The following is a 23,573-nucleotide window of genomic DNA, read 5'->3' as shown; positions in this document are numbered from 1 at the left end:
TGAAAGCGAGCATGCCCGACACCCTGCTGCTGCTCGCTGCCGTCGGCTATGGCCTGGCAACGCTGGCCTACCTGGGGCTGACCGGCCTCATCGTCGCCAGCTGGCGGCAGCGCCCGCAGGGCCGCCTGCTGGTGCTCGCCACCGGACTCAGCGCTGCTTGGGGTGCCCTGTCGGCGCTCACCGCGTGGGGGGTGTTGCCACCGCGGCTTGAACTCACCGCCGAGGTCGCGCGCAACGGTGCCTGGCTGCTGCTGCTGCTCTATATCCTGCGGCTGCGGCTGCCGCCTGGCGCCACCCTGCCCGCACCGCTGCGCCTGATCCGTGCCCTGGGCGGCGTGCTCATCGGCGCCCTGCTGCTCGCCAGCGTCATGCCCTTCATCGCCCCCGACCAGCCGGTGCTGGCGCGCTGGGCCGGCAATCTGGGACTGGTGCTGCTCACGGTGATGGGGCTGGTGCTGGTCGAGCAGGTCTACCGCAGCACCCGTCTGGAAGACCGCTGGGCGATCAAGTTTCTCTGCCTCGGGCTGGGCGGACTGTTCGTCTACGACTTTTACCTTTATGCCAATGCTGCGCTGTTCAACGCGATGGATGCCCAGGTATGGGCGGCACGCGGCTATGTGGCGGCGCTGGTGACGCCATTGATCGCGATCTCCGCCGCCCGCAACCCGGAGTGGGCGGCGCCGGTCGGGCTGTCGCGCAGCATGGCCTTCCACACCGCCAGCCTGCTGGGCGCGGGGGTCTATCTGCTGCTGATGGCGGGCGCCGGCTATTACCTGCGCCTGTTCGGCGGCGAATGGGGCGACGTGGTGCAGACCGTGTTCCTGTTTGCCGCCGCCATGCTGCTGGTGCTGCTGATGTTCTCCGGCACCCTGCGCGCGCGGCTGCGGGTGTTCCTGTCCAAGCACTTCTTCAGCTATCGCTACGACTACCGGGAAGAATGGCTCAAGTTCACCCGCGCCCTCACCGAAGGCCAGCCCGGCGAGCAATTGTGCGAACGCGCCGTCGAAGCGCTGGCCCGACTGCTCGAAAGCCCCGGCGGCGCGCTGTGGATGCATGAAGGCGATGCCGGCTATCAGCGCGCCAGCCACTGGAACTGGCGCGACCTCAACGGCACCGAGCCGGCCGACTCCCCCTTCATTCAGTGGCTCGCCGACAAGCAGTGGGTGGTGGACCTGGACGAAATGAAAACCCGGCGCGACCTGTACGGCGACCTCGACATGCCGGCGTGGATCCGGCACGCCGACGATGCGTGGCTGGTGGTGCCGCTGATGCTGCACGATGAACTGCTCGGCTTTGTCGTGCTGAAACATTCATTGGGTAAGGTCAGTTTCAACTGGGAAATCAGCGACCTGCTCAAGGTCGCTGCGCGCCAGGCCGCCGCGCACCTGGCGCAAATGCGTGCGGCCAACCAGCTCATCGTGGCGCGCCAGTTCGAGTCGTTCAACCGCACCACCACCTTCGTCATCCACGACCTGAAAAATCTCGTCGCCCAGTTGTCCCTGCTGCTGGCCAATGCCGAAAAGCACAAGCACAACCCCGAGTTCCAGGCCGACATGCTGGAAACCATTGAGAACGCGGTCGCCCGCATGAACAAGGTGCTGGCGCAATTGCGCCGGGGCAGCGATGAGGCGCAGGCACAATCGGTAGCGCTGGCGGATATCCTCGCCGACGCCGCCGCCAGCAAGCAGGCATTCAAGCTGCGTCCCGCCCTCGATCTGCCGCCGTCCAGCCTGCGCGTGCGCGCCGAGCGCGACCGGCTCACCCGCGCCATCGGCCATCTGCTGCAAAATGCGCTGGAGGCCACCCCGTCGAGCGGCCAGGTCTCGCTGCGCGGATTCGAGGAATCCGGGCAGGCGATTGTCGAAATCAGCGACAGCGGCAGCGGCATGGACGACACCTTCATCCGCACCCGGCTGTTTCAGCCGTTCGATTCGACCAAGGGCGCGGGCATGGGCATCGGCGCGTATGAATGCCGCGAAACCATCCGCGCGCTGGGCGGACAACTGGAAGTGGACAGCGCACCGGGGCGCGGCACCCGCTTCCGCATCAGCCTGCCGCTGGACAATCACGCATACGTTGGAGGAGACGCCGCATGAGCGACGCCAAGCAAAAAATTCTGCTGGTGGAAGACGACCCGGGCCTGCAAAAGCAGTTGAAGTGGAGCCTCGCCGATTACGAACTGGCGATCGCCGCCGACCGCGACAGCGCCATCGCCCAGCTGCGCCGCCACGAACCCGCCGTGGTGCTGCTCGACCTCGGCCTGCCGCCCGATGCCGACGGCGCCACCGAAGGCCTGGCCACGCTGCAGCAAATCCTCTCGCTCGCCCCGGCCACCAAGGTCATCGTCGTCACTGGCAACCTCGATCGCAGCAATGCGGTAAAAGCCATCCAGCTCGGCGCCTACGACTTCTTCCAGAAACCCTTCGACCCCGACGTGCTGGCACTGATGATCGCCCGCGCGCTGCATGTCCACACGCTGGAAATCGAAAACCGCCTGCTCGCCGCCAGGCAGCAAGGCTCCGCCTTGCAGGGGCTGATCACCAGCAGCGAGCCGATGCTCAAGGTGTGCCACACCGTGGAAAAAGTCGCCCCGGCCAACGTCACGGTGTTGCTGCTGGGCGAATCCGGCACCGGCAAAGAGGTGCTGGCGCGCGGCGTGCACGAACTGTCGCCGCGCGCCGGCAAGCGCTTTGTCGCCATCAACTGCGCGGCGATCCCCGACACCCTGCTGGAATCCGAACTGTTCGGCCATGAAAAAGGTGCATTCACCGGCGCCGCCAAACAGACCATCGGCCGCATCGAATACGCCAACGAAGGCACCCTGTTCCTCGACGAGATCGGCGATCTGCCGATGCCGCTGCAGGCTAAGCTGCTGCGTTTCCTGCAGGAACGCGTGATCGAGCGGCTGGGCGGACGCGGCGAAATCCCGGTCGACGTGCGCGTCGTCTGCGCCACCCACCGCGACCTCGCCGGCATGATCCGCGAAGGCAGCTTCCGCGAAGACCTGTACTACCGGCTGTCCGAAATCACGGTGAAAATTCCACCGCTGCGCGAACGCCCCGGCGACGCCATCCTGCTGGCCCAGGCGTTCCTGGAACGCTATGCGCGAGAGATGGGGCGCCCCCTGCGGGGCTTCACCGCCGACGCGCTGGGCGCGCTCGAAGCCCACGTCTGGCCCGGCAACGTGCGTGAAATGGAAAACCTGGTCAAGCGCGCCACCATCATGGCCGACGGCAGCCAGATCACCGCGGCCGACCTCGGGCTCGGCCCCGCCGAGGCGCAGCCCTTCAACCTGCGCCAGGCGCGTGAGCATGCCGAACGCCTGGCCGTCAGCCGCGCGCTCGCCCACAGCGACGGCAACATCGCCCAGGCTGCCGAACTGCTCGGCATCACCCGCCCCACGCTGTATGACCTGATGGCGAAAATCGGCATGAAATAAACCCTGCGTAATTTGCCTACACTTTGATTCAACAGTACTGGATATCCCTATGCCCATCTTCACCCCCACATCCCGGCTGCTGCCGGCCCTGATTCTCGGTGCCGGCCTGCTGACTGCCTGTAGTGGAGAAGACAGCGCCACCCTGGTGGCCGAAGCCCGGGCGATGGCCGCGGCGGGGGACTACAAGGCGGCGATGATCCAGCTGAAAAATGCCGTGGCGGAAGACGATAAAAACCCCGAGGCACGCTACGAGCTGGGCAAGCTCTATCTCGACCAGAACGACCTGGCCAGCGCCGAGAAGGAGTTCCGTCGCGCCCGCGAGGCGGGCTATGCGGCGAACGCCATCAACCCGATGATCGCCCGTGCCCTGCTGGGTCAGCGCGAATTCCAGCGCGTGCTGGACGAGCTACCCGCCCCGGCCGGCCCTGACGCCGCCACCCTGCAGGCCCTGCGCGCCACCGCCGAACTCAGCCTGGGGCGCAGGGAAGACGCGCGCAAAACGCTGCTGCACACGCAGCAGGCCGCACCCGACAATGCCGAGGTTCATCTGGCGCTGGCGCAACTGGCGCTGGCCGACGGCGATGCCGACAAGGCCATGCAGGCGCTCGACCAGGCCTTGCGCATCGACCCCAGGCACCATGACAGCCTGTTGCTGAAGGGCGACCTGCTGCGCGCCACCGGGAAACCGGCCGAAGCCGCCGCGGTCTATCGCGAAGTCCTCAAGATCGATCCCCGGCATGCCAATGCCCGGCTGGCACTGGCGGGCATCGCCCTCGCCGACAACAAGCTGGCCGACGCGCGCAGCGAAGTCGATGCCGCCTTGAAAGCCAGCCCCAACAACCTGCAGGCGCGTTACACCCAGGCGCTCATCGACTTCCGCGAGAAGAAAACCGAACGCGCGCGCGACCATCTGGCGGCCGTGCTGAAGCGCGCGCCCAATTACGTGCCCGCCCTGCTGCTGGGCGGCTCGATCGAATACGCACTGGGCAACCTGCAGACCGCCGAGGCGCACCTCAACAAAGCGGTCAAGGCCGCGCCGAACAACCTGTACGCGCTGCGCCTGCTGGCCGCCACACAACTGCGCCTGGGGCGCCCCGATGACGCGTCGAAAACACTCGCCCCGGCGCTCAAGTCGGCCAACCAGGATCCCGGCGTGCTGGTCGTCGCCGGCGAAATCGCGCTGGCCAAAAAGGACTTCGCCCAAGCCTCGGCGTATTTTGAACAGGCTGCCCAGCACAGCCCCGACAACGCCGCCATCCGCACCGAGCTCGGCATTTCCCGGCTCGCCCAGGGCGACAGCCGTGCCATGGCCGACCTGCAGGCCGCCGCCGACATGGAAGGCAGCAGCAGCCGCGCCGACACCTTCATCATTCTCAACCAGCTGAGACAACAACAGTTCGACGCCGCGCTGACCAGCATCGCCACGCTGGAGAAGAAACAGGCCGCCGATCCGCTCATCTGGAACTACCGGGGCGCGGCCTACCTCGGCAAACAGGACGCCGTCCGCGCGCGCGACAGCTTCAGCCAGGCACTCAAGCTCGACCCCGCGTTCTTCCCCGCTGCGGCCAACCTGGCGCAACTCGACCTCAAGGACAAGCAGCCCGCTGCCGCGCGCCAGCGTTTCGAGGCCATCCTCAAGGCCGAGCCCAAGCACCTCAACGCCATGCTCGCGCTGGCCGACCTCGCCCTGCGCGACAAAGACGAAAAATCCTATGTCAACTGGCTGGAAAAGGCCGCCGCCGCCCACCCGCAGGCGCTGCAGCCGCGGGTGGCGCTGGCGCGCTACCAGCTCGCCAAGGGCGACAGGAACAAAGCGCTCGCCACCGCACGCGAGGCGGTCAACGCACAGCCCGACAACCCGGTTGCGCTCGACCTCCTCGGCACCACCCAGCTGGCGCTGGGCGACACCACCAACGCGCTGGGCAGCTACCGCAAGCTGGCCGAACGCATGCCCGGCCAGGCTGCCCCCCTGGTCAAGGTGGCCACCGCACAAATCACGGCCAAAGACCTCCCCGGTGCACGCAAGACCCTGCAGGACGCGCTGCGCATCCAGCCCGACTTTCTCGACGCGCAACTGATGCTGGGCGGCGTCGAGATTCAGGGCGCGCGCTTTGACGAGGCCAGCAAACTCGCCAAACAGGTGCAGCAGCAAAAACCCGACAAACCGGCTGGCTTCATCCTCGAAGGCGATACCGCATTTGCGCGCAAGGACTACCCTGCCGCGCTTGCCGCCTTCGAGCGCGCGCACAAACTGGCGCCTTCCGGCGCGCTGCTCGCCCGCCAGTTACAGGTCTTCAACGCCACCCAGCGCCCCGGGGAAGGCGAAAAACGCCTCGCCGCCTGGCTGGTCGCCAATCCCCAAGACGCGGACACGCGCGCCCTGCTGGCCGAAAGTCTGATCAGGCGCAAGCAATACGCTGCCGCGGCCGAGCATTACCTGGTGCTGAACAAGAGCAACCCCGGCAATCTGCTGGTATTGAATAATCTAGCGTGGACGCTTTCCGAACTCAACGACAAGCGCGCGTTATCCTTTGCCGAGCAGGCGCTCAAGCTCAAGCCCGACAATCCGGCCGTACTCGATACTTATGGCTGGCTGCTGGTTCGCTCGGGGAACGCTGCCAAGGGCCTGGGCATTTTGAAAAAAGCTCAATCAAAAGCCCCTGATGCGGCTGAAATTCAGTGGCATCTGGCTTATGCACTCAATGAAAACGGCGACAAGGCACGCGCACGCCAAGAGCTCAAGATGCTGCTGGATCGCAATGTGGGCTTCACCGCCGAAGCACAGGCCCGCCAGCTCTACAATCATTTGACCGCTACCCATTGAGGCCTTTGCCATGCGACCACATTTCTTTAGACGCGCAATGCCCGCACTATCCCTTGCTCTGGCTTTGCTCTCCGTTGTCACGCTTGCAGGATGTGACCGCTTTCTCGATCTCACGGCCGAGGAGCACCTCCAACGCGCGAAGGATCTACACACCCAGAAAGATTTCAAAGGAAGCATCCTGGAGCTCAAGAACGCGCTCCAGAAAGACCCAAACAATGCCCAAATACGCTGGCTTCTTGGCGAAGCGTACCTGAAGCTCGGACAAGGCGCGGATGCTGAAAAAGAGCTTAAACGTGCCGAGGAATTCGGTGTCGCACACGAATCCCTCCAGACGCAGCTTGTACAAGCGCTGCTGCTGCAAGGTGACTACACCCAGGCGCTTGAAAAATCGATTCCATCGGATAACGCCTCTTCCCGGCAGAAAGCCATGCTTTTGAGCATGCAGGGTGAAGCCAAGCTGGGGCTTCGACAGCCCGAATCAGGGTGCGCGCTTTTCGACTCCGCACTGAACCTGGACAGCCAGCTTGGTGCCGCCTATCGTGGACGTGCCCGTTGCGCGATGCATGCCAAGAATCCAGACCGCGCTCGCGCACAATTGCAAACAGCGATCAAATTCGCGCCAGAGGACGTCGAGAACTGGATATTGCTTGGCGATATCGAACTCAATCAGAACCATCTCGACGCGGCTGAAAAGAGTTTTTCAAAAACCCTGGCCCTGCAGCCCGAAAACAGAAGCGCGTTGCTCAAGCACGCGCTGATCTCGCTGTCCATGAACCAGAAAGAACGTGCGCGCAAGGATCTGGAAGTGCTGCGGGAAAGCGCACCCAAGAGCGCCGATCTGCTTTACCTTGATGCGGTGTTCAAGTACCAAGAGGGCAAATTCCAAGCTGCTCTGTCCGCAATTCAGCAGCTATTGGGGAGCCAGCCAGGCCACACCAAGACCAACCTTCTGGCGGGCTTGGTGCTCTACGAAATGAAATCGTATGAGCAGGCCATCGCGCATCTGTCGAAAGTCGTAAATCGCTCGCCAGGCCGCACGGAAGCAAGAAAATATCTGGCGTCCGCCCAACTGCTGACTGGCGATGCGGAATCTGCTTACAAGACGCTCGCCCCAATCGCGCTCACCACCCGCGACCCGCAAGTCCTTGCCCTGCTCGCACAAACGCAGCAATCGCGCGGCAACTCGGCACAAGCGATCGCCTCGCTCACGCAGGCCAATCAACTTGCGCCAGGGAACCCAGTTATCTTGACCCGCCTCGCCTCTCTGCATTTTCAAACTGGCGACGATGAACAAGGATTTACTGAACTGAATGCACTCAATGGCGCGGAAGGACAGGTCACATCCGCCGATGTCATTGCGATTTCCGAACTGATCAAGAAAAAGAGGAATGCCGAAGCACTGGGTGTCGCGAACCGGCTGATCCAGCGTGCCTCAAAAAACGCCCTTGCCTACAACCTCAAAGGCATGGCTCAGGTGGCTTCCGGCGATATCAACGGCGGGTATGCCAGTTTCGAGCAGGCGCACGCCATCGATCCTGAGGCGATCGCGGCGATTCTCAATCTGGCCCAACTGGACAAACGCGCCAAAACCATCGACAAATCGATCGCGCGGCTGACCCGCTACGTCGACCAGTTTCCTGTGCATGCGCAAGCGTTATTCACGCTGGCTGAACTCGAAGCCTCGAAAGGCAATCGCCAGGCGTCTCTGAAATGGATCGACAAGGCACTCAAGGCAAATCCCGCGTATATGCCCGCACACGCCCTGCGTGTACGTGGCCTCATCAATGCAAACCAGCCTGATCAGGCCTTGTCGGCGGCCCGCGACGCCATCAACGCCGCACCCGAGAATTCCATCGCGCAAGCCTTGCTTGCCGATGTGCAATACGCCAGCAACGACATGGCCAATGCAGCGGCCAGTTATACCAGGCTCGCGCAACAGTCATCGACGCCCAGGCTGCTCTATCGACTGGCTACCGCCCAGCTTGCCATCGGCAAGCGTGCGGAAGCGATTGCCAATCTGGAAAAATCGCGCGGCGCCACCCCAGGCGACATCGAGACCCTGGCGCTCCTGTCCACTCTTCGTATCGCCGAGAAGAATTTTGTCGAATCAAAAAAGCTCATCGCCGAGCTCAAGCAGCGTTTTCCCCAATCTGCAACAGGCTGGTATCAGGAAGGGCAGATGCTTGACGCGCAAGGGCAATCTGCCCAGGCACTCGAAGCTTATCGGCAGGCTCATGCCATCGCCAATGATTCGCGTAGCGCAAGCTACCTGCACATGGCCTTGGTGCGCAGCGGACAAATCGACGCGGCGAACGGATTACTGACAACCTGGCTGAGCCAACATCCCAAGGATGGTGGCGTACGGCGGCATCTGGCAGGCTTCTATGCACAATCAGGGCAGTCACGCGAAGGAATCGAGCAATATTTGCTGATACTGCGCCAGTCCCCCGGCGACGTGCAGGCACTGAACAATTTGGCTATTCTCTATCAATCCATCGGGGATGCAAAAGCCCTGTCTTATGCCGAAAAAGCTGCGCAGGCGGCGCCCAAGAATCCGCTGATTCAGGACACGCTCGGCTGGATACAAGTTCAGAGCGGTCAATTGGAGAAAGGCATCTCCACACTCAAGGCTGCCTATGCCGCGCTACCCGGGAACCCGGAGATTGCATTGCATCTGGCAACCGCGCTGGCAGAACACGGCGAAACGCGTGAAGCACGTCTTATCGCCCAGCCCGCCTCGCAAAAACTCTCGCCCCAGCAATCTGCGTTACGCGCACTGCTCAACAAGTTATAAATCCATGAATAGGCCTATTCCTGAATCTCGCAGCGCCTCGAATCCTTACGGGGTTCACGTCCATCCCGTTCGTGAATCCCGATCGGCATCCACCACCCTGTAATTGCCGCACTCCCCTTCATTTGGGGAAATCGTGCAACTTCAGCCCACCCAATCTGAACATGGTTCTCAAATCGTCGAAATCGCGCCTATGCCAATCAGGCATGGCGCGATACAGCGCGCCGAACTGTTCCCGCTGCGCGGCGCTTGGCGAGTGTCGCCCGCGGCTTTTCACCGCCACCATATAAGGCATGGCAAAAGTACTGAATAGCCGGGCGCGCGAGGCAAGGCTGTTACGCTGCGCGGTCTGCCAATCGGTGTAGTCAAACGCCGCCCGCAACGAATTATGGTAATCGCGCGTAAATATATCCGGCTGACGATCGGCATACTGGTGAGCGAAATAATCGATCGCGCGCTCGGTCTTCAAATGCCCAAAATCAACCAGATACACGCCACCTTCCGGCTTCAGCACCCGGTCTATCTGCCGGAACACCGCATTGAAGGCATCAAGATCCGGTAACTGGTGAAGCACCACGGTCGAGAATACCGCGTCCACGCTTTGATCGGCCACGCTCTCCAGCCGGGTGATATCCTCGTGGCGCAGTCTGACGTTGACCAGGCGCTGCGCATCCACTTGAGACTGGGCCCGGATCAGCATCTCGTCCGAGAGGTCCAGCCCAAGAAACTGACTCTCGGGATTCAAGCGGGCGATCATCGCCAGTTGATTGGCCGGCCCGCAGCCAAGATCCAATACGGTGTCCCCCGGGCGTATCACCTCGGTTACATTGATCGCATGAAACAGGTAAACCGGCGCCATCACACCGCCTTCCAGCCCGGCTTCGTTAAACCCGCGCACCTGCTCGGGGTCGTCCATCACCAGATTGGGCTCAGGTACGCGAAACGCATCGCGACGCGAGACCAGTTCGGTGATGAATTGCTTGATCACGGGCAGGCTAGGCATATTTCTTCCATTCCAATAATTTTGATGCGTGATGAAATGGTGGCACGACTCGAAGAGATGGCAAAGCATGGACGAAAAAAAACCCGCAGCAAGCTGCGGGTTTTTCGTCCGGGGCAGTGCCTCAGACAGAAGCCTTGCGACGCGCGGACCAGCCAAGGCCAAGCAGCCCCAGGCCCATGATCGCGAGCGTGCCGGGTTCGGGCACCGCGAAGCGCACCGTGCCATCTTCCACGCCGCAGAAGAAGCCAGCGCTTTGGTTGGCTTCCGTGCAACCGAAACCACCGCGGGTTTCGTCGAGCTTGTTGTTGTTGTTCGAGTCGAGGTCGAAGTTGCTGTCGGTAAGGGCGAGCGTGCTGCCGATCACAAACGGCTTACCCTCTGAGTCTTTGAAGATACCCGCCGTGTTGATCGCTGCCAGGATGAAAGTTGCATCATCCGAGCCATCGAACAAGGTGCTCACATTCACACTGCCACCTTCACCTGCCAAAACGTCAAAGGTCAGCACCAGGGTGCCATCGGTGTAGCCGAGGCCGGTGCCGGGGTTGGATTTCACGCCGCCGTCGCCATTGGCCGCATCGAGATCGTCGAGGTAAAAACGCAGCGCGTCAGCACCCGCCATGTGGGTAAAGTTGATCTGTGGACCAACAACGGAGGTAACCAACACATCCAGATTGAAATCGAAGGTCAGTTCAAAGCCGCCAGCCAGGCCGAAACCAGACGGAGAAATGGTGCCATCCTCATTGCTCAGCAGAGTGCCGGCAGCGCCCTTGCCCGTAACCGTATAGAAATCGCCGGCATCCAAGCCGTTACCATTGACGTCAGTCAGGATGGAGCGAAACGGCGCATCGTTGAAGCCGATGGCATCCACGCCCATTACGACGGGCCCACCGACAGAGGTGAAGTCGATCGTCAGATCTTCCATGACAAAAGCTGCATTGGCGGCTGCACCAAAGCCCAGCGAAGCGGCGAGAGACACGCCAAGCAAAGATTTTTTCAAGTTCATCATGACACTCCTTATATGTTGGGTTACTTAACTAACAGTTCGCGCCGCTGATGGGCCACGCCTAACTTAAAGCAACCCCCATGCCATCTTGGGAACACCTACAACAAGCTATTGTTTATAAACAATTTTTAAACAATCATTCCGGGATGGCACGGCCTCAGACCCCGGCCGATTTTAAAACATGTAAAGAAAACCGACACCGGGCCCGAGTGATATCGCGCATGCCTGGACTGGCCACCCACTCTGTGGCCATTCCTTGGTTACCCTCACCGTTGTATGGCCGGCGCCCAGCCCTCCACCGCCCGGATTAGACCGATTGCAAGCCAGTTGGCCCATATTTGCTGGTTTGGCTCACTTTTTCGTCACGCGCATCTCACACAAACCCTGACATGGTCTGTAAAAAAAATCGACATCGGCCGCACTTGCCCACTCAACGATTAATCAAACGATCAAGGGGAAGCCGGCGCGAACGGCTTGCCGCCTGCTTGCCCCAGCCGACCCGCCCCATAAAAACTCCATGGCTTGGCACGTCCTCCCCCATTACCTTCGCCAGCCTGTCACGTATTGCTGGCAACGTGCGCTGAACGGCTTCGATCTGGCTAAATCGCGTGCCGCTATCGTGATACCAGCTAAATATGAGCGGGGTCATCTCAGGCTGTAGTTGCAGGCCCAAATGCGTGGCGGTGAGCCAAAGGCGCTGCATGGCTCGTCCCGCTGCGACGAAATCCTCAGGCTGGCGCGGCGAAGAAGTTGATATCAGGGCGAAATGCGCGGCACAGGCCAAGCCGGGGATCAAGTCCAGTTGCAGGCGAGGCATATAGGTGCCCGCCAGATACCGGTTAAAAAACCGAACCCGCTTCCAGCTGCGCATCACCCATTGCATGAGACGCAAGGTGAGCGGGTCAAGACCAAGCGCCTGATCCGGCACCCGGTCATCGCTATACCGGCTACGCCAGGCGATGATGGCACGGTGAACTTCATAGGCTTCGGGCGCAATCAATCTGGTCTTTGCACTTATAAACAGCAGGCGTGCCATCTCCAGCCGCTGCCCAGGCGTATCCAGCCAGCGAAGTGTGTATGGGGCAGCCGCATCTTCGAGGGCGCGCCTTTGATCCAAAGTCAGCGAACGGAATGACAGAGGGCGTCGCTGCACACAACGCCGTGTGATTGATGCGGCAAGTGGATCGGATTTTATGGCGCCATCGGGCTGCAAACCAAGATTGTGTTTTGTGTGTGTAGGGACTGCGCCGGCTTCTGATGTAATCGTCACCCGATATCCGATGCTTGAGGCGGCGATGTGCAATGTCTCTATCAGCGCCCCCACGGCCAGCTGAGTCGCACGTCCCTGGAAGTCGTATACACAGTGCGATCGGGTATCGTGCACATGTATTACGGCGCGATCACCCGCAAACACCTCAAAGCGCCAAGGTTGCGAGTTATCACCGGATGGCGCCCAACGGGCGAGTTCGAGAATGTCCGCCATGGGCTGAGGGATCGGCTGCATTTAGAGCCCCAGTTTGCGCTTGGCCAGCGCGATGAGAACCCGCTGCAGGGGATTGCGATTGCCACCGGGCCGCCAGGTCAGAGCCAGCTTGTTGCGGTAGGCATCGAAATGGTAGCCCCTCGGCGCCGCCCGCACCGTGCCGCGACCGAGGAGGATTTTCAAGGCTTCGGTGGCGGCGACACCGGCGCAGAGCTGGCAAGCCATGATAGTGGAGGGGCCCTTGCGGCTGGCCAAATCAACTGTCGAAGGGTCGGCCAGGTAGCTCATTTGCAGGTGGGCAGGCGCGAGGCCCATGAGGAAACGCAATGGCTTTTCAGCCTCGGGGCCATCGTCCAGGCAAAAATAATCATTAAAACTCATGCCGCCCGGCAGGAAGTTGAGCACGGCCGCGCCCATTCCCAGCGGGGCGGCGGTGACAGCGGGAATGCCTTTTGCCGCACACGCAGCAAAGACCTTTTGGCGTGCTTCGAACGCGAAGAAATCCAGGCCATCAATATAAAGGTCAACGCCGTCCAGGAAAACATCCAGATTGTCCGCCGTCACGCCGTCGGCAAACCCCTTGGTTTCAAGCTCCGGGTTGATGTCGAGCGCCTGCCGGATCATGACGCCGAGTTTGTTCTGGCCCAGGGTGCTGACTGTCGCCCCTGCCTGGCGATTGAAATTGGCCAGATCGAAGGCATCGAAATCGGCCAAGTGGAATTTGCCTATACCCAGCCGGCACAAGGTCAGCAGATGCACCCCGCCCACACCACCCAAACCGGCGATGGCCACGCGCTTGTGGCGCAACCGATCCTGCTCCTGCCGGGTCAGCCAGCCGATGTTGCGGGAAAAGGCTTCGTCATAGATAAAAGATTGCATGGGGGCCAGGCTCTGGAAACCAACCAGGGATCATTCTCCCTTAAGCAATCGCTGGGTGATGCCCAGTTCATCCTCGCGCGAAAAGAAATAGGGGTAGATCGACTTCACCCCCGTAGCGGCCGCACCCATCCCGCCGTATCGAATGATCTGTTTATTCGCGTGAGCCAGGTCCAACCTCAACAGCACGGCTGGCGCATTGACCCGAGGGCAGATTCTTTCTTCACCAAACGGTTCAAATCCGAGCATGCGCTGATAGAAAATCACATGGCGCGGATTCACTTCAATCAGAAAATCCGTGGCCTGGTGGATGTTGCGGCCATAAATGAACGACAGGTGAAACAGTGCGGCCAGGACGCTCTTGGACTTGATGTCCTGATCAACGGCAAGACGGGTAATGTCGCTGGGTACTCTGCCCTCAGCGCGCAGAATGTCTGCTTCGCGCTTGTAGAGTTCGTCCACCACCATGCCTTGTGGTGAATCCAGGCCCAAAGTAAGCGTACCAACCACTTTGTCATCCTGATAAGCCACCAGGGTAATCTTGTTCGGATCCTGGATCAGGGCGTCGGCGTCATAGCCGCGCCAGCTATACATTTTCTCGATCAGCAGGCTGGCCGATTTACGGCGGTCTTCCGTGGTGGCGAGACGCACCTTGAATTCTTGTTTGACTCCCCGGGTTTCTTCTTTTGATGCATCCGCGCTCTGATCGATGCACAAATCCTTCAGCCGGTAAGGCGACTGGAAGGCCACGATGGTTTTATCCCATTCGTCCGGATCTCGGCGCCGATCCTTGATGCCAATCGGCAGTTTGGGTGTATCAGACATGTTCCGGATCCTGCGGGATGAATGCAAAGCGATCATGTTCGTCGTCCGATGGCAGTTGACAGACAATATTTCGGCAACAACAGACGAAAACTTGACACATGAACGGAAATTTACGTTTGTTTAAGGTAACGCGCCGCATCGCGCGCGAAGTACGTCAGCACGCCGTCCGCCCCCGCCCGCTTGAACGCCAGCAAGGCTTCCAGCACGCAGGCGCGCTCGTCCAACCAGCCATTCTGCGCCGCCGCTTTCAGCATGGCGTACTCGCCGCTGACCTGATAGGCATAGGTCGGGGCACCGTACGCGTCCTTGATGCGGCGGATCACATCGAGATACGGCATGCCCGGCTTGACCATGACCATGTCGGCGCCTTCCTGCAGGTCCATCCCAACTTCCCACAGGGCTTCGTCGCTGTTGGCCGGGTCCATTTGGTAGGTAAACTTGTTGCCCTTGCCCAGGTTGGCGGCGGAGCCGACGGCATCGCGGAAAGGGCCGTAAAAGCTGGAGGCGTATTTGGCAGCATAGGCGAGGATCCGGGTGTGGATGTGGCCGCTGCCCTCGAGCGCGGCGCGCAGGGCGGCGACGCGACCGTCCATCATGTCGGACGGGGCGACCACATCGGCGCCGGCCTGGGCGTGAACCACCGCCTGCCGTGCCAGCACAGCCACCGTCTCGTCGTTCAGCACATAGCCGGCTTCGTCGATCAAGCCGTCCTGACCGTGGCTGGTGTAGGGGTCGAGCGCGATGTCGGTGATGATGCCCAGTTCAGGAAAGCGGTTTTTCAGCGCGGTCACGGTGCGCGGCACCAGGCCGTCGGGGTTGAGCGCCTCTTCCGCGCCGAGGGTTTTCAGACCGGCATCGATCACCGGAAACAGCGCGAGCGCGGGGATGCCCAGTTTTACGCATTCCTCGGCCACCGGCAGCAACAGGTCGATCGACAGCCGTTCGACCCCGGGCATCGACGCCACCGACTCGCGCCTGTTCCGGCCATCCAGAACAAACACCGGATAAATCAGGTCACTGGGCGTAAGTGTGTGCTCACGCATCAGGCGGCGGGAAAAGTCGTCGCGGCGCATGCGCCGCATGCGCCGGGCAGGGAATGGGCCAAATGGCAGGGTCACAAACATCTCCAAAGAATATGCACGGCGTTCTGGAACTTTCTTCAAGCGGGTCTACTCTGTAATAGCAGACGGTCTTGCATCGTCTCCCGCTTCTCCTCCCTGAGCGGGATGCCTTAATCCCCTTAAGGCATTTTCAGCCCCGGCCCCTCCCTTGGTCGGGGCTTTTTTATTGTTGAAACCATTCAATCTGCTGCGCCATTCAGGCATGACCTGAACAAGTCCCTATCCTTGTCATTGCGAGCGAAGCGCGGCAATCCAGCGCATTGATCAAGCAGGCATTCCTGGATTGCCGCGTCGCTGCGCGCCTCGCAACGACGGATAAATCAGCGTGTCCTAGCGTCACTACGCTTTGTGAACCGCTTCCTCCGCCGTTACTTCATCAGGCTTCAGCCAGCCCTCGACCACAGTCGCCGCTTCCTCGACGCCCAGGCGCGACAGGCTGGAAAACAGCTGCACCGTGACGTTGCCCAGCGCGGCAAGTTCCTGTTCGACGCGGCGCAGGGTAAGGGTCTTTTCGCTGTTGGACAGTTTGTCTGCCTTCGACAGCAGGATGTGCACCTGCTTGCCGGTGGGGGTGAACCAGTTGAGCATTTGCCAATCGAGCGGAGTGAGCGGATGGCGCGCATCCATGATCAACACCATGCCGACCAGCGCCTCGCGTTCCTGCAGATAACGGGCCAACAGACCCTCCCATTTCGCCTTCACCGCAGCCGGCACTTTTGCGTAGCCATAGCCGGGCAGGTCGACCAGATAGGTGTCGGCGTCCACTTCGAAAAAATTGATGAGCTGGGTGCGTCCGGGCGTTTTGGAGGTATACGCCAGGCGGTTTTTTCGCGTCAACAGGTTGAGTGCGCTCGATTTTCCGGCGTTGGAACGCCCGGCAAACGCAACTTCGGCACGGCTGTAGGGCAAGTCGCGCAGCTGGGCGACCGAGGTATGGAATTGGGCGCGATTGAGCACGGGCTTGGCAGTCATATTAGTTACCGCTAAACTACCCGTTTTCCCAAGTTTTGCAAGCTTCAGGAGCTTTTGATGAAACTCGTCGTCTCTCTGGTTGCCGCTCTGGCCGCCACATCCGCTTTTGCCATTACCCCCGCCGTCGGCCCGGCCAGCAAAGGCGACCCCAAGGCGGCGGAAAGCATCGTCACCCAGGTTTGCGCGGCGTGCCACGCGGTGGACGGCAACAGCGCGGCTGCGGCCAACCCCAAGCTGGCCGGCCTCAATGCGGAATACCTCAACAAGCAGCTCACCAACTATCAATCCGGGGCGCGCAAGAACCCCATCATGACGAGCATGGTTGCCAACCTGAGCCCGCAGGACATGCTGAATCTGGCCGCGTATTACAGCGCCCAGCAGCCCAAACCCGGCACCTCCAAGGATCAGGAACTGGCGCTGCTCGGCAGGAAGATCTATCACGGTGGGGTTCAGGGTGCGGGCGTTCCGGCGTGCGCTTCCTGTCATGGTGCACAGGGCAAAGGCATCCCCACCCAGTTCCCGCGTCTGGCCGGCCAGCATGGCGAATACATCTACACGCAGCTGAATGCCTTCCGCGTCGAGGCGCGCGCCAACGACGCGGCCAAGATGATGCGCAGCATCGCCGCCAAGATGACAGATGCCGACATGAAGGCCGTTTCTGCTTATATTCAGGGCTTGCGTTAAGGCAGGATTGTCGCCGGCTCCCATGTAGGAGCGGCGCCCTCGCCGCGATTTGCGCCCGCAATCGCGGCGAGGGCGCCGCTCCTACAACGATGTTTCTGGCCACATGGTTAATCCGGGTTCAATCAAGCTTGCAAAGCTTATCGGCGATGCAACCGCGACTTGCCTTTATGCACATACGAGGCTAACGGGTAAACTTATTGGCCGTTCCTGAGTCGATGAAAGGGTGACGCGAGTCACCCTTTTTACTTGTTACCAACAGGGTTTTTGTTGCCAATGAATACCGCTACCCCCTCCTTCGGCAAGTCCCTGTTTGAGCTGCTGAGCTCGATGCGTTTTGCCATCAGCCTGCTGTCCATCCTCGCGGTTGCGTCCATTATTGGCACGGTGCTGAAGCAGTCGGAACCCTACGCCAACTACATCATGCAGCTTGGGCCGTTCTGGTTCCTGGTGTTTGAAAAGCTGGGCCTGTACGACGTCTATCACGCGGCCTGGTTTCTGGTCATCCTGACCTTCCTCGTCGTCTCCACCAGCGTGTGCATCACCCGTAACGCGCCCAACTTCGTGCGCGAGATGAAAAGCTTTCGCGAGCACGTCAGCGAGCAGTCGCTCAACGCGTTCAAGCACCGGCATGAAGCGGTCACCGCGCACGCGCCGGAGGCACTGGCCGCCAGCGCGCAAGCCTATCTCGAAGGCCAGGGCTATAAAGTCAAAAACCTGCCGCGCGAGGACGGCGTGCTGCTCGCCGCCAAGGCCGGCAGCTGGAACCGCCTCGGCTATTTTCTGGCGCATTCTTCCATCGTGATGATCTGCATCGGCGGCCTGATGGACGGCAACCTGATCTTCAAGGCGCAGCAAGTGCTGGGCTACAAGAAGATCGAGACGCGCGACATCCCGCAAAGCCAGGTGCCGGCGATTTCGCGCCTGTCGCCGTCCAATCCGTCGTTTCGCGGCAGCGTGCAGATTCCCGAGGGCTCCAGCGCGGATGTGGCTTTCCTCAACGTGGCCGACGGCTATCTGGTGCAGGAACTGCCCTTCACCGTGGCGCTGAAGCAGTTCCGCATCGAGCACTACACGACGGGGCAGCCGAAGAGCTTCGAAAGCGACGTCGAACTATTCGACCACGCCGGCAACAAAATCCGCGAAGCGACGATAGCCGTCAACCACCCGCTGGTCCACGATAACGTCGCCATCTACCAGGCGAGCTTTGCCGACGGCGGCACCCGCCTGACGCTGCGCGGCTGGAATCTGTTTGCCCCCACGGCATCCTCCTTCCCCCTCGCAGGCACGGTATACCAGGACACGACCCTGACCAGCGAAGCGGGTGAGCACACGCTCGAATTCATCGATTTCCGCCCGTTCAACATCGAAAACATGGGCGGCGACATCGTGGAGACCGGCAGCGCCATGAGCGTGCTCGGCGGCAGCCCGGTCAGCGACAACCGGCACCTGCGCAACGTCGGCCCGAGCTTCCAGTACAAGCTGCGCGATGCGCGTGGGCAGGCGCGCGAGTTCTCCAACTACATGCTGCCGCTGGAACTCGACGGCCGCTGGTACATGATGTCAGGCGTGCGCGACACGCCGAACGAGGCCTTCCGCTACCTGCGTATGCCGCTCGATGCGGCGGGCGATATTGACAGCTTCATGCGGCTGCGCGGCGCGCTGCTGAATGCGGAATTGCGTCCCGAAATCGCCGCGCGCTTCGCCCGCCAGGCCTTGCCGCAGGAGGCCCGGAGCACGGAAATCGAGGACAAGCTTAAATTCAGCGCCAGCCAGATGCTGGCGCTGTTTGCCGAAGGCGGCTTTCAGTCGCTGGGGCGTTTTATCGAGGACAACATCCCCGAGGCCGAGCGCGAAAAAGCAGTGGGCACCTATCTGCGCATCCTCGAACTCGCTACGTTCGAGGCGCTGCAACTTACCAACCAGCAAGCCGGCCTGCCCGTGCCCCCGGCTGACGACGCGACTGGCTGGCTGGTGCGCGACACCCTCAACAGCATCAGCGACATGTTCGTCTATGGTGCGCCGGTCTATCTGCAGCTGATGTCGTATGACGAGGTCAAGGCAAGCGGTTTGCAGCTGACCCGGTCGCCCGGCCAGAACGTAGTCTATCTGGGTTCGCTTTTGCTGACGCTCGGCGTATTCTTCATGCTTTATGTTCGCGAACGTCGGGTGTGGCTGCGCATCAAGCCGGGCCACGCGCTGCTGGCGATGTCGTCGGCCAAGCAGACGATAGATTTTGAAAAAGAATTCACCCAACACGCGCAGGCATTGGATACGCTGACCCAACCGGCATCCACGCCCGCAAAAAATCCGGAGGCTTAAAACATGGAACTCGCTCTCAATCAACCCGCCCCGCTATTGAAACGCCTGTCGTGGTTCGACTGGCTGTTCGCCGCCATCGTCGCGGCAGGCGCCCTGTTCGCCCTGTCGCAGTACGCCGACTACATGGACATCTATGAAAAAGCCATCCTGCTGGCGGTGATTCCCTCGCTGGCGGTGGCTGGCTGGTTCTGGAAGCCGTTCCGCCCGTTGTTCCTGGTGGTCGGCGCGATCAGCCTGTTCGCCATCAGCCAGTACAGCGGCAACCTCGCGCGCATGGAGGAAGCCTTCTTCCTCAGATTCCTGATCTCCAGCCAGGCCGCCATCATGTGGATGTGCGCGCTGTTCGGGTTCGCCACCCTGACCTACTGGGCGGGCCTGCTGGCGCGTTCGGACTTCACGCTGAAAACCGGCAGCGCGCTGACCTGGTCCGCGGTGGCCATGGGCTGGATCGGCCTGATGGTGCGCTGGTACGAGTCCTACCTGATCGGCGCCGACGTCGGCCATATCCCGGTGTCCAACCTGTACGAAGTATTCGTGCTGTTCTCCCTCATCACCGCGATGATGTACCTGTACTACGAAGCGCGTTGTCAGACGCGGCAGCTGGGTGCATTCGTGCTGCTGGTGATTTCTGCGGCGGTCGGCTTCATCCTCTGGTACACCTTTGACCGCGGCGCACATGAAATCCAGCCGCTGGTGCCCGCGCTCAAGTCCTGGTGGATGAAGATCCACGTGCCCGCCAACTTCGTCGGCTATGGCGGCTTCTCCATCGCCGCCATGCTCGGGGTGGCCTACCTGCTTGCCGGGCGGGGCATTCTCGCCAGCCGCCTGCCCAAGCTGGAGGTGATCGACGACATGATGTACAAGTCGATCGCGATTGGTTTTGGCTTCTTCACCATCGCCACCATTCTCGGCGCGATGTGGGCCGCCGAAGCCTGGGGCGGCTACTGGTCGTGGGACCCGAAGGAAACCTGGGCGCTGATCGTGTGGCTGAACTACGCGGCCTGGCTGCATATCCGCCTGGTCAAGGGCCTGCGCGGCCCGCTGCTGGCCTGGTGGGCGGTGGTCGGCCTGTTCGTCACCAGCTTCGCCTTCATCGGCGTGAACATGTTCCTGTCGGGCCTGCATTCCTACGGCACGCTGTAAACGAACCCCACCGATCACCCCTGCGGGGTGATCGGTCACGCGGTCCACGCGCAACTCCATGCAAAAAAAATGGCTTTATGCCCTCCCCGTGGCGCTGGCGGCGCTGGCAGCCGGCGTCTGGCTGGCGCAGACGCGCTATGCGCCGCAAGTGCCTGCCGCGCCCGCACTCGCCGCCCTGTGGCAGCTCGGTTTTCCGGACATTGAGGGACGCCAGCAGCCGATGTCGCAATGGCGCGGCCAGGTGGTGGTGCTGAATTTCTGGGCCAGCTGGTGCGCGCCGTGCCGCGAGGAAATGCCGGACTTTGCCGATTTGCGCACCCGATTCCGGCCCAGCGGGGTGGAGTTTGTCGGCATCGCCATCGACAACCCGGCCAATGTCGCGCAGTTCTTGCAGCGCCAGCCGGTCAATTATCCGATCCTGATCGGCGAGGGGGCGGCGCACAGCCTGGCCAGGCAACTGGGTAACCCGAGCGGGGCGCTACCCTATACGATCGTGCTCGACCGCGACGGCAGTATCGCCCTGAGCCACCTGGGGCGGTTGCCGCGCGTCAAGCTGGAAAGCGCATTGCGCAAAATCGGCCCACAGTTGTGATTTAGCGTCAATATCTGGACAATTTACCCTCATTTACGGCAAACTCGCCGCCATGACGACTAAACGAACCAGCCGCGCAGTTGCCAAATCGGTCCCCAGTCTGCACCCGCATGTGCTGGTTCTGCACGGCCCCAACCTCAATTTGCTGGGCAGCCGCGAACCCGGGCACTACGGCCTCGCCACGCTCGACGACATCAACCGTGTGCTGGTCAGCCGCGGGGAAGCCGTTAACGCACAGGTCGAGACCTTCCAGAACAACCACGAAGGCGCCCTGATCGATCGCATCCATCAGGCCGCGCACGACCAAGTCGACTTCATCGTTATCAACCCGGCGGGCTATACCCACACCAGCATCGCCTTGCGCGATGCGCTGGCAGCCACCGCCATTCCGTTCGTCGAAGTCCATCTTTCCAACATCTACGCGCGCGAACCTTTCCGCCACCACTCGTATTTTTCCGACCTCGCGGTCGGCGTGGTGTCCGGCCTGGGCGCGCACGGTTACGAACTGGCGCTGGAATATGCGCTGCGCCACCTCCCAAACAGGACCTCCCATGGATCTCAGAAAACTGAAAAAGCTCATTGACCTGGTCGAAGCCTCCGGCATCGCCGAACTGGAAATCACCGAGGGTGAAGAAAAAGTCCGCATCGCCAAAAGCATTGCGGGCGCGCCGATGATGATGCACGCCCCGCAGATGATGCACGCGCCCGCCCCGGTGGCGGCACCGATCACGGCCGCCCCGGTGGAAGACGCCGTGCCCGAAGGCCACATCGTGCGCTCGCCCATGGTCGGCACCTTCTACCGTGCGCCGGCCCCCGGCACCAAGAATTTTGCCGAAGTCGGCCAAAGCGTGAATGCCGGCGATACGCTGTGCATCATCGAAGCGATGAAGCTTTTGAACGAAATCGAATCGGACCAGGGCGGCGTAATCAAGGCCATCCTGGTCGAAAACGGCCAGCCGGTTGAATATGGCGAACCCTTGTTTGTGATTGCCTGAGGAAGGATTCAGGGGTCAGGATTCAGGGGTCGGGGATCAGGGGAAGGGCTTCGCGCTTTTTGAATTTAAATTGGCGCGGCGAAGCCGCACATCCCCTGAATCCTGACCCCTGCCCCCTGATCCCTAGCCCCTAAAAATGTTCGAAAAAATACTCATCGCCAACCGCGGCGAAATCGCCCTGCGCATCCAGCGTGCCTGCCGCGAAATGGGCATCAAGACGGTCGCCGTGTATTCCGAGGCCGACCGCGACACCAAGTATGTGAAGCTGGCCGACGAATCGGTGTGCATCGGGCCGGCGCCGTCGGCGCAGAGCTATCTGCATGTGCCGTCGATCATCGCCGCGGCCGAAGTCACCGACGCCGAGGCGATTCATCCCGGCTACGGTTTCCTGTCGGAAAACGCCGATTTCGCCGAGCGCGTCGAGTCGTCGGGCTTCAGCTTCATCGGCCCGCGCCCCGACAACATCCGCCTGATGGGCGACAAGGTGGCGGCCAAGCAGGCGATGATCGAAGCCAAGGTGCCATGCGTGCCCGGCTCCGAGGGCGCCCTGACGGACGACCCCGACGAGATCATCAAGACCGCTGCGCGCGTCGGCTACCCGGTCATCATCAAGGCGGCGGGCGGCGGCGGCGGGCGTGGCATGCGCGTGGTGCACACCGAAGCCGCGCTATTGAACGCGGTGTCCATGACCAAGACCGAAGCCGGCACCGCCTTCGGCAATCCCATGGTGTACCTGGAAAAATTCCTGCAGACGCCGCGCCATATCGAGATTCAGATCCTCGCCGACGAACACGGCAACGCGGTGCACCTGGGCGAGCGCGACTGCTCGATGCAGCGCCGCCATCAGAAAGTACTGGAAGAAGCGCCCGCGCCCGGACTCGACCCCAAACTGCGCGACAAGATCGGCGAACGCTGCGCCGAGGCCTGCCGCAAGATCGGCTATCGCGGCGCCGGCACCTTTGAATTCCTGTACGAGAACAACGAGTTCTACTTCATCGAAATGAACACCCGGGTGCAGGTCGAACACCCGGTGACCGAGCTGATCACCGGCATCGACATCGTGCAGACGCAGATCCGCGTCGCCGCTGGCGAAAAACTGCCGTGGAAGCAAAAGGACATCGCGTTCCGCGGCCACGCCATCGAGTGCCGCATCAACGCCGAGCACCCGACCACCTTCGTCCCCAGTCCCGGCAAGCTGACCAATTACCATGCCCCCGGCGGCCCCGGCATCCGCGTCGACTCGCACATTTACCACGGCTATTACGTGCCGCCGCACTACGACTCGATGATCGGCAAGGTGATCGCCTACGGCGACACCCGCGACCAGGCCATCGCGCGCATGCGCGGCGCGCTGATGGAGATGGTGATCGAAGGCATCCAGAGCAACATCCCGTTGCACCAGGATCTGCTGAACGACGCTGCCTTCATCGCCGGCGGCACCAGCATTCATTACCTGGAACACAAGCTGGCGGGGGAGAAGGGCTAGGGCAGGGATCAGAATTC

18 protein-coding genes are annotated in these 23,573 nt (G+C 61.5%); 11 read left to right on the top strand and 7 right to left on the bottom strand.

Going from position 1 to position 23,573, the window contains the following annotated elements; translation table 11 throughout:
* Nucleotides 1-11: 11 nt before the first annotated feature.
* The 4 genes from prsK to prsT (ABW22_RS05460) are packed head-to-tail and all read left to right on the top strand — an operon-like array spanning nucleotide 12 to nucleotide 9,057.
* Nucleotides 12-2,096: an XrtA/PEP-CTERM system histidine kinase PrsK gene (gene prsK, locus ABW22_RS05480; protein ID WP_059752914.1), complete on the top strand. Its 2,085-nt coding sequence runs from the start codon at nucleotides 12-14 to the stop codon at nucleotides 2,094-2,096.
* On the top strand, nucleotides 2,093-3,439 hold the full coding sequence (gene prsR / locus ABW22_RS05475) for a PEP-CTERM-box response regulator transcription factor (RefSeq protein ID WP_059752912.1): 1,347 nt from the start codon (nucleotides 2,093-2,095) through the stop codon (nucleotides 3,437-3,439). The genes prsK and prsR overlap by 4 nt, the downstream gene beginning before the upstream one ends.
* 49 nt (nucleotides 3,440-3,488) lie before the next feature.
* Nucleotides 3,489-6,263 (top strand): XrtA/PEP-CTERM system TPR-repeat protein PrsT, encoded by a 2,775-nt coding sequence (gene prsT / locus ABW22_RS05470; RefSeq protein WP_059752909.1) that lies wholly within the window; start codon nucleotides 3,489-3,491, stop codon nucleotides 6,261-6,263.
* Nucleotides 6,264-6,300: 37 nt separating this feature from the next.
* Nucleotides 6,301-9,057, top strand: a complete 2,757-nt coding sequence (gene prsT, locus ABW22_RS05460; RefSeq protein WP_157648555.1) for an XrtA/PEP-CTERM system TPR-repeat protein PrsT — start codon at nucleotides 6,301-6,303, stop codon at nucleotides 9,055-9,057.
* Nucleotides 9,058-9,175: 118 nt separating this feature from the next.
* Here the strand turns inward: prsT (ABW22_RS05460) and ABW22_RS05455 are convergent, their stop codons facing one another.
* From ABW22_RS05455 to yihA, 7 genes are all read right to left on the bottom strand, one after another.
* Nucleotides 9,176-10,057 (bottom strand): class I SAM-dependent methyltransferase, encoded by an 882-nt coding sequence (locus ABW22_RS05455; RefSeq protein WP_059752899.1) that lies wholly within the window; start codon nucleotides 10,055-10,057, stop codon nucleotides 9,176-9,178.
* Between the two features lie 121 nt (nucleotides 10,058-10,178).
* The gene (gene pepA, locus ABW22_RS05450; RefSeq protein ID WP_157648554.1) at nucleotides 10,179-11,060 is read right to left on the bottom strand and encodes a flocculation-associated PEP-CTERM protein PepA; all 882 of its coding nucleotides are present in this window, start codon (nucleotides 11,058-11,060) and stop codon (nucleotides 10,179-10,181) included.
* A 430-nt stretch (nucleotides 11,061-11,490) separates the two neighbouring features.
* Nucleotides 11,491-12,543, bottom strand: coding sequence for a molybdopterin biosynthesis protein MoeY (locus ABW22_RS05445; protein WP_237763238.1), 1,053 nt, complete (start codon nucleotides 12,541-12,543; stop codon nucleotides 11,491-11,493).
* Between the two features lie 21 nt (nucleotides 12,544-12,564).
* Entirely contained in the window at nucleotides 12,565-13,422 is an 858-nt protein-coding gene (locus ABW22_RS05440; protein ID WP_059752889.1) for a ThiF family adenylyltransferase, read from the bottom strand.
* Between the two features lie 30 nt (nucleotides 13,423-13,452).
* Nucleotides 13,453-14,244, bottom strand: coding sequence for an N-acyl amino acid synthase FeeM domain-containing protein (locus ABW22_RS05435; RefSeq protein ID WP_082708547.1), 792 nt, complete (start codon nucleotides 14,242-14,244; stop codon nucleotides 13,453-13,455).
* Nucleotides 14,245-14,354: 110 nt separating this feature from the next.
* Nucleotides 14,355-15,368 (bottom strand): porphobilinogen synthase, encoded by a 1,014-nt coding sequence (gene hemB, locus ABW22_RS05430; RefSeq protein WP_059752887.1) that lies wholly within the window; start codon nucleotides 15,366-15,368, stop codon nucleotides 14,355-14,357.
* A gap of 336 nt (nucleotides 15,369-15,704) precedes the next feature.
* Entirely contained in the window at nucleotides 15,705-16,337 is a 633-nt protein-coding gene (gene yihA, locus ABW22_RS05425; RefSeq protein ID WP_059752884.1) for a ribosome biogenesis GTP-binding protein YihA/YsxC, read from the bottom strand.
* A gap of 57 nt (nucleotides 16,338-16,394) precedes the next feature.
* Between yihA and ABW22_RS05420 the strand changes: the two genes are divergently transcribed.
* From ABW22_RS05420 to accC, 7 genes are all read left to right on the top strand, one after another.
* A complete protein-coding gene (locus ABW22_RS05420; protein ID WP_059752881.1) occupies nucleotides 16,395-17,021 on the top strand; it encodes a c-type cytochrome in 627 nt (208 codons plus the stop codon).
* A gap of 273 nt (nucleotides 17,022-17,294) precedes the next feature.
* Nucleotides 17,295-19,340, top strand: coding sequence for a cytochrome c biogenesis protein ResB (locus ABW22_RS05415; protein ID WP_059752879.1), 2,046 nt, complete (start codon nucleotides 17,295-17,297; stop codon nucleotides 19,338-19,340).
* 3 nt (nucleotides 19,341-19,343) lie between these two features.
* The gene (gene ccsB, locus ABW22_RS05410; protein WP_059752876.1) at nucleotides 19,344-20,483 is read left to right on the top strand and encodes a c-type cytochrome biogenesis protein CcsB; all 1,140 of its coding nucleotides are present in this window, start codon (nucleotides 19,344-19,346) and stop codon (nucleotides 20,481-20,483) included.
* 58 nt (nucleotides 20,484-20,541) lie between these two features.
* A complete protein-coding gene (locus tag ABW22_RS05405) occupies nucleotides 20,542-21,075 on the top strand; it encodes a TlpA disulfide reductase family protein (RefSeq protein WP_059752873.1) in 534 nt (177 codons plus the stop codon).
* 52 nt (nucleotides 21,076-21,127) lie between these two features.
* Nucleotides 21,128-21,658, top strand: a complete 531-nt coding sequence (gene aroQ / locus ABW22_RS05400) for a type II 3-dehydroquinate dehydratase (protein WP_059752870.1) — start codon at nucleotides 21,128-21,130, stop codon at nucleotides 21,656-21,658.
* Nucleotides 21,627-22,070: an acetyl-CoA carboxylase biotin carboxyl carrier protein gene (gene accB / locus ABW22_RS05395; protein ID WP_059752867.1), complete on the top strand. Its 444-nt coding sequence runs from the start codon at nucleotides 21,627-21,629 to the stop codon at nucleotides 22,068-22,070. Before aroQ ends, accB begins: the two co-directional genes overlap by 32 nt.
* Before the next feature lie 136 nt (nucleotides 22,071-22,206).
* The gene (gene accC / locus ABW22_RS05390) at nucleotides 22,207-23,556 is read left to right on the top strand and encodes an acetyl-CoA carboxylase biotin carboxylase subunit (protein WP_059752864.1); all 1,350 of its coding nucleotides are present in this window, start codon (nucleotides 22,207-22,209) and stop codon (nucleotides 23,554-23,556) included.
* The last annotated feature ends 17 nt before the right edge of the window (nucleotides 23,557-23,573 follow it).

The organism is Thiobacillus denitrificans, from assembly GCF_001530125.1.
In the GTDB taxonomy this organism is placed as follows: Bacteria; Pseudomonadota; Gammaproteobacteria; order Burkholderiales; family Thiobacillaceae; genus Thiobacillus; species Thiobacillus denitrificans_C.
This window is presented reverse-complemented; position numbering and strand designations above follow the sequence as displayed.

Bases quoted from the DNA above. Each gene is read 5' to 3' on its own strand.
- prsK (WP_059752914.1), top strand. From the start codon at position 12: ATGCCCGACACCCTGCTGCTGCTCGCTGCCGTCGGCTATGGCCTGGCA.
- prsR (WP_059752912.1), top strand. From the start codon at position 2,093: ATGAGCGACGCCAAGCAAAAAATTCTGCTGGTGGAAGACGACCCGGGC.
- prsT (WP_059752909.1), top strand. From the start codon at position 3,489: ATGCCCATCTTCACCCCCACATCCCGGCTGCTGCCGGCCCTGATTCTC.
- prsT (WP_157648555.1), top strand. From the start codon at position 6,301: ATGCCCGCACTATCCCTTGCTCTGGCTTTGCTCTCCGTTGTCACGCTT.
- ABW22_RS05455 (WP_059752899.1), bottom strand. From the start codon at position 10,057: ATGCCTAGCCTGCCCGTGATCAAGCAATTCATCACCGAACTGGTCTCG.
- pepA (WP_157648554.1), bottom strand. From the start codon at position 11,060: ATGAACTTGAAAAAATCTTTGCTTGGCGTGTCTCTCGCCGCTTCGCTG.
- ABW22_RS05445 (WP_237763238.1), bottom strand. From the start codon at position 12,543: ATGGCGGACATTCTCGAACTCGCCCGTTGGGCGCCATCCGGTGATAAC.
- ABW22_RS05440 (WP_059752889.1), bottom strand. From the start codon at position 13,422: ATGCAATCTTTTATCTATGACGAAGCCTTTTCCCGCAACATCGGCTGG.
- ABW22_RS05435 (WP_082708547.1), bottom strand. From the start codon at position 14,244: ATGTCTGATACACCCAAACTGCCGATTGGCATCAAGGATCGGCGCCGA.
- hemB (WP_059752887.1), bottom strand. From the start codon at position 15,368: ATGTTTGTGACCCTGCCATTTGGCCCATTCCCTGCCCGGCGCATGCGG.
- yihA (WP_059752884.1), bottom strand. From the start codon at position 16,337: ATGACTGCCAAGCCCGTGCTCAATCGCGCCCAATTCCATACCTCGGTC.
- ABW22_RS05420 (WP_059752881.1), top strand. From the start codon at position 16,395: ATGAAACTCGTCGTCTCTCTGGTTGCCGCTCTGGCCGCCACATCCGCT.
- ABW22_RS05415 (WP_059752879.1), top strand. From the start codon at position 17,295: ATGAATACCGCTACCCCCTCCTTCGGCAAGTCCCTGTTTGAGCTGCTG.
- ccsB (WP_059752876.1), top strand. From the start codon at position 19,344: ATGGAACTCGCTCTCAATCAACCCGCCCCGCTATTGAAACGCCTGTCG.
- ABW22_RS05405 (WP_059752873.1), top strand. From the start codon at position 20,542: ATGCAAAAAAAATGGCTTTATGCCCTCCCCGTGGCGCTGGCGGCGCTG.
- aroQ (WP_059752870.1), top strand. From the start codon at position 21,128: ATGACGACTAAACGAACCAGCCGCGCAGTTGCCAAATCGGTCCCCAGT.
- accB (WP_059752867.1), top strand. From the start codon at position 21,627: ATGGATCTCAGAAAACTGAAAAAGCTCATTGACCTGGTCGAAGCCTCC.
- accC (WP_059752864.1), top strand. From the start codon at position 22,207: ATGTTCGAAAAAATACTCATCGCCAACCGCGGCGAAATCGCCCTGCGC.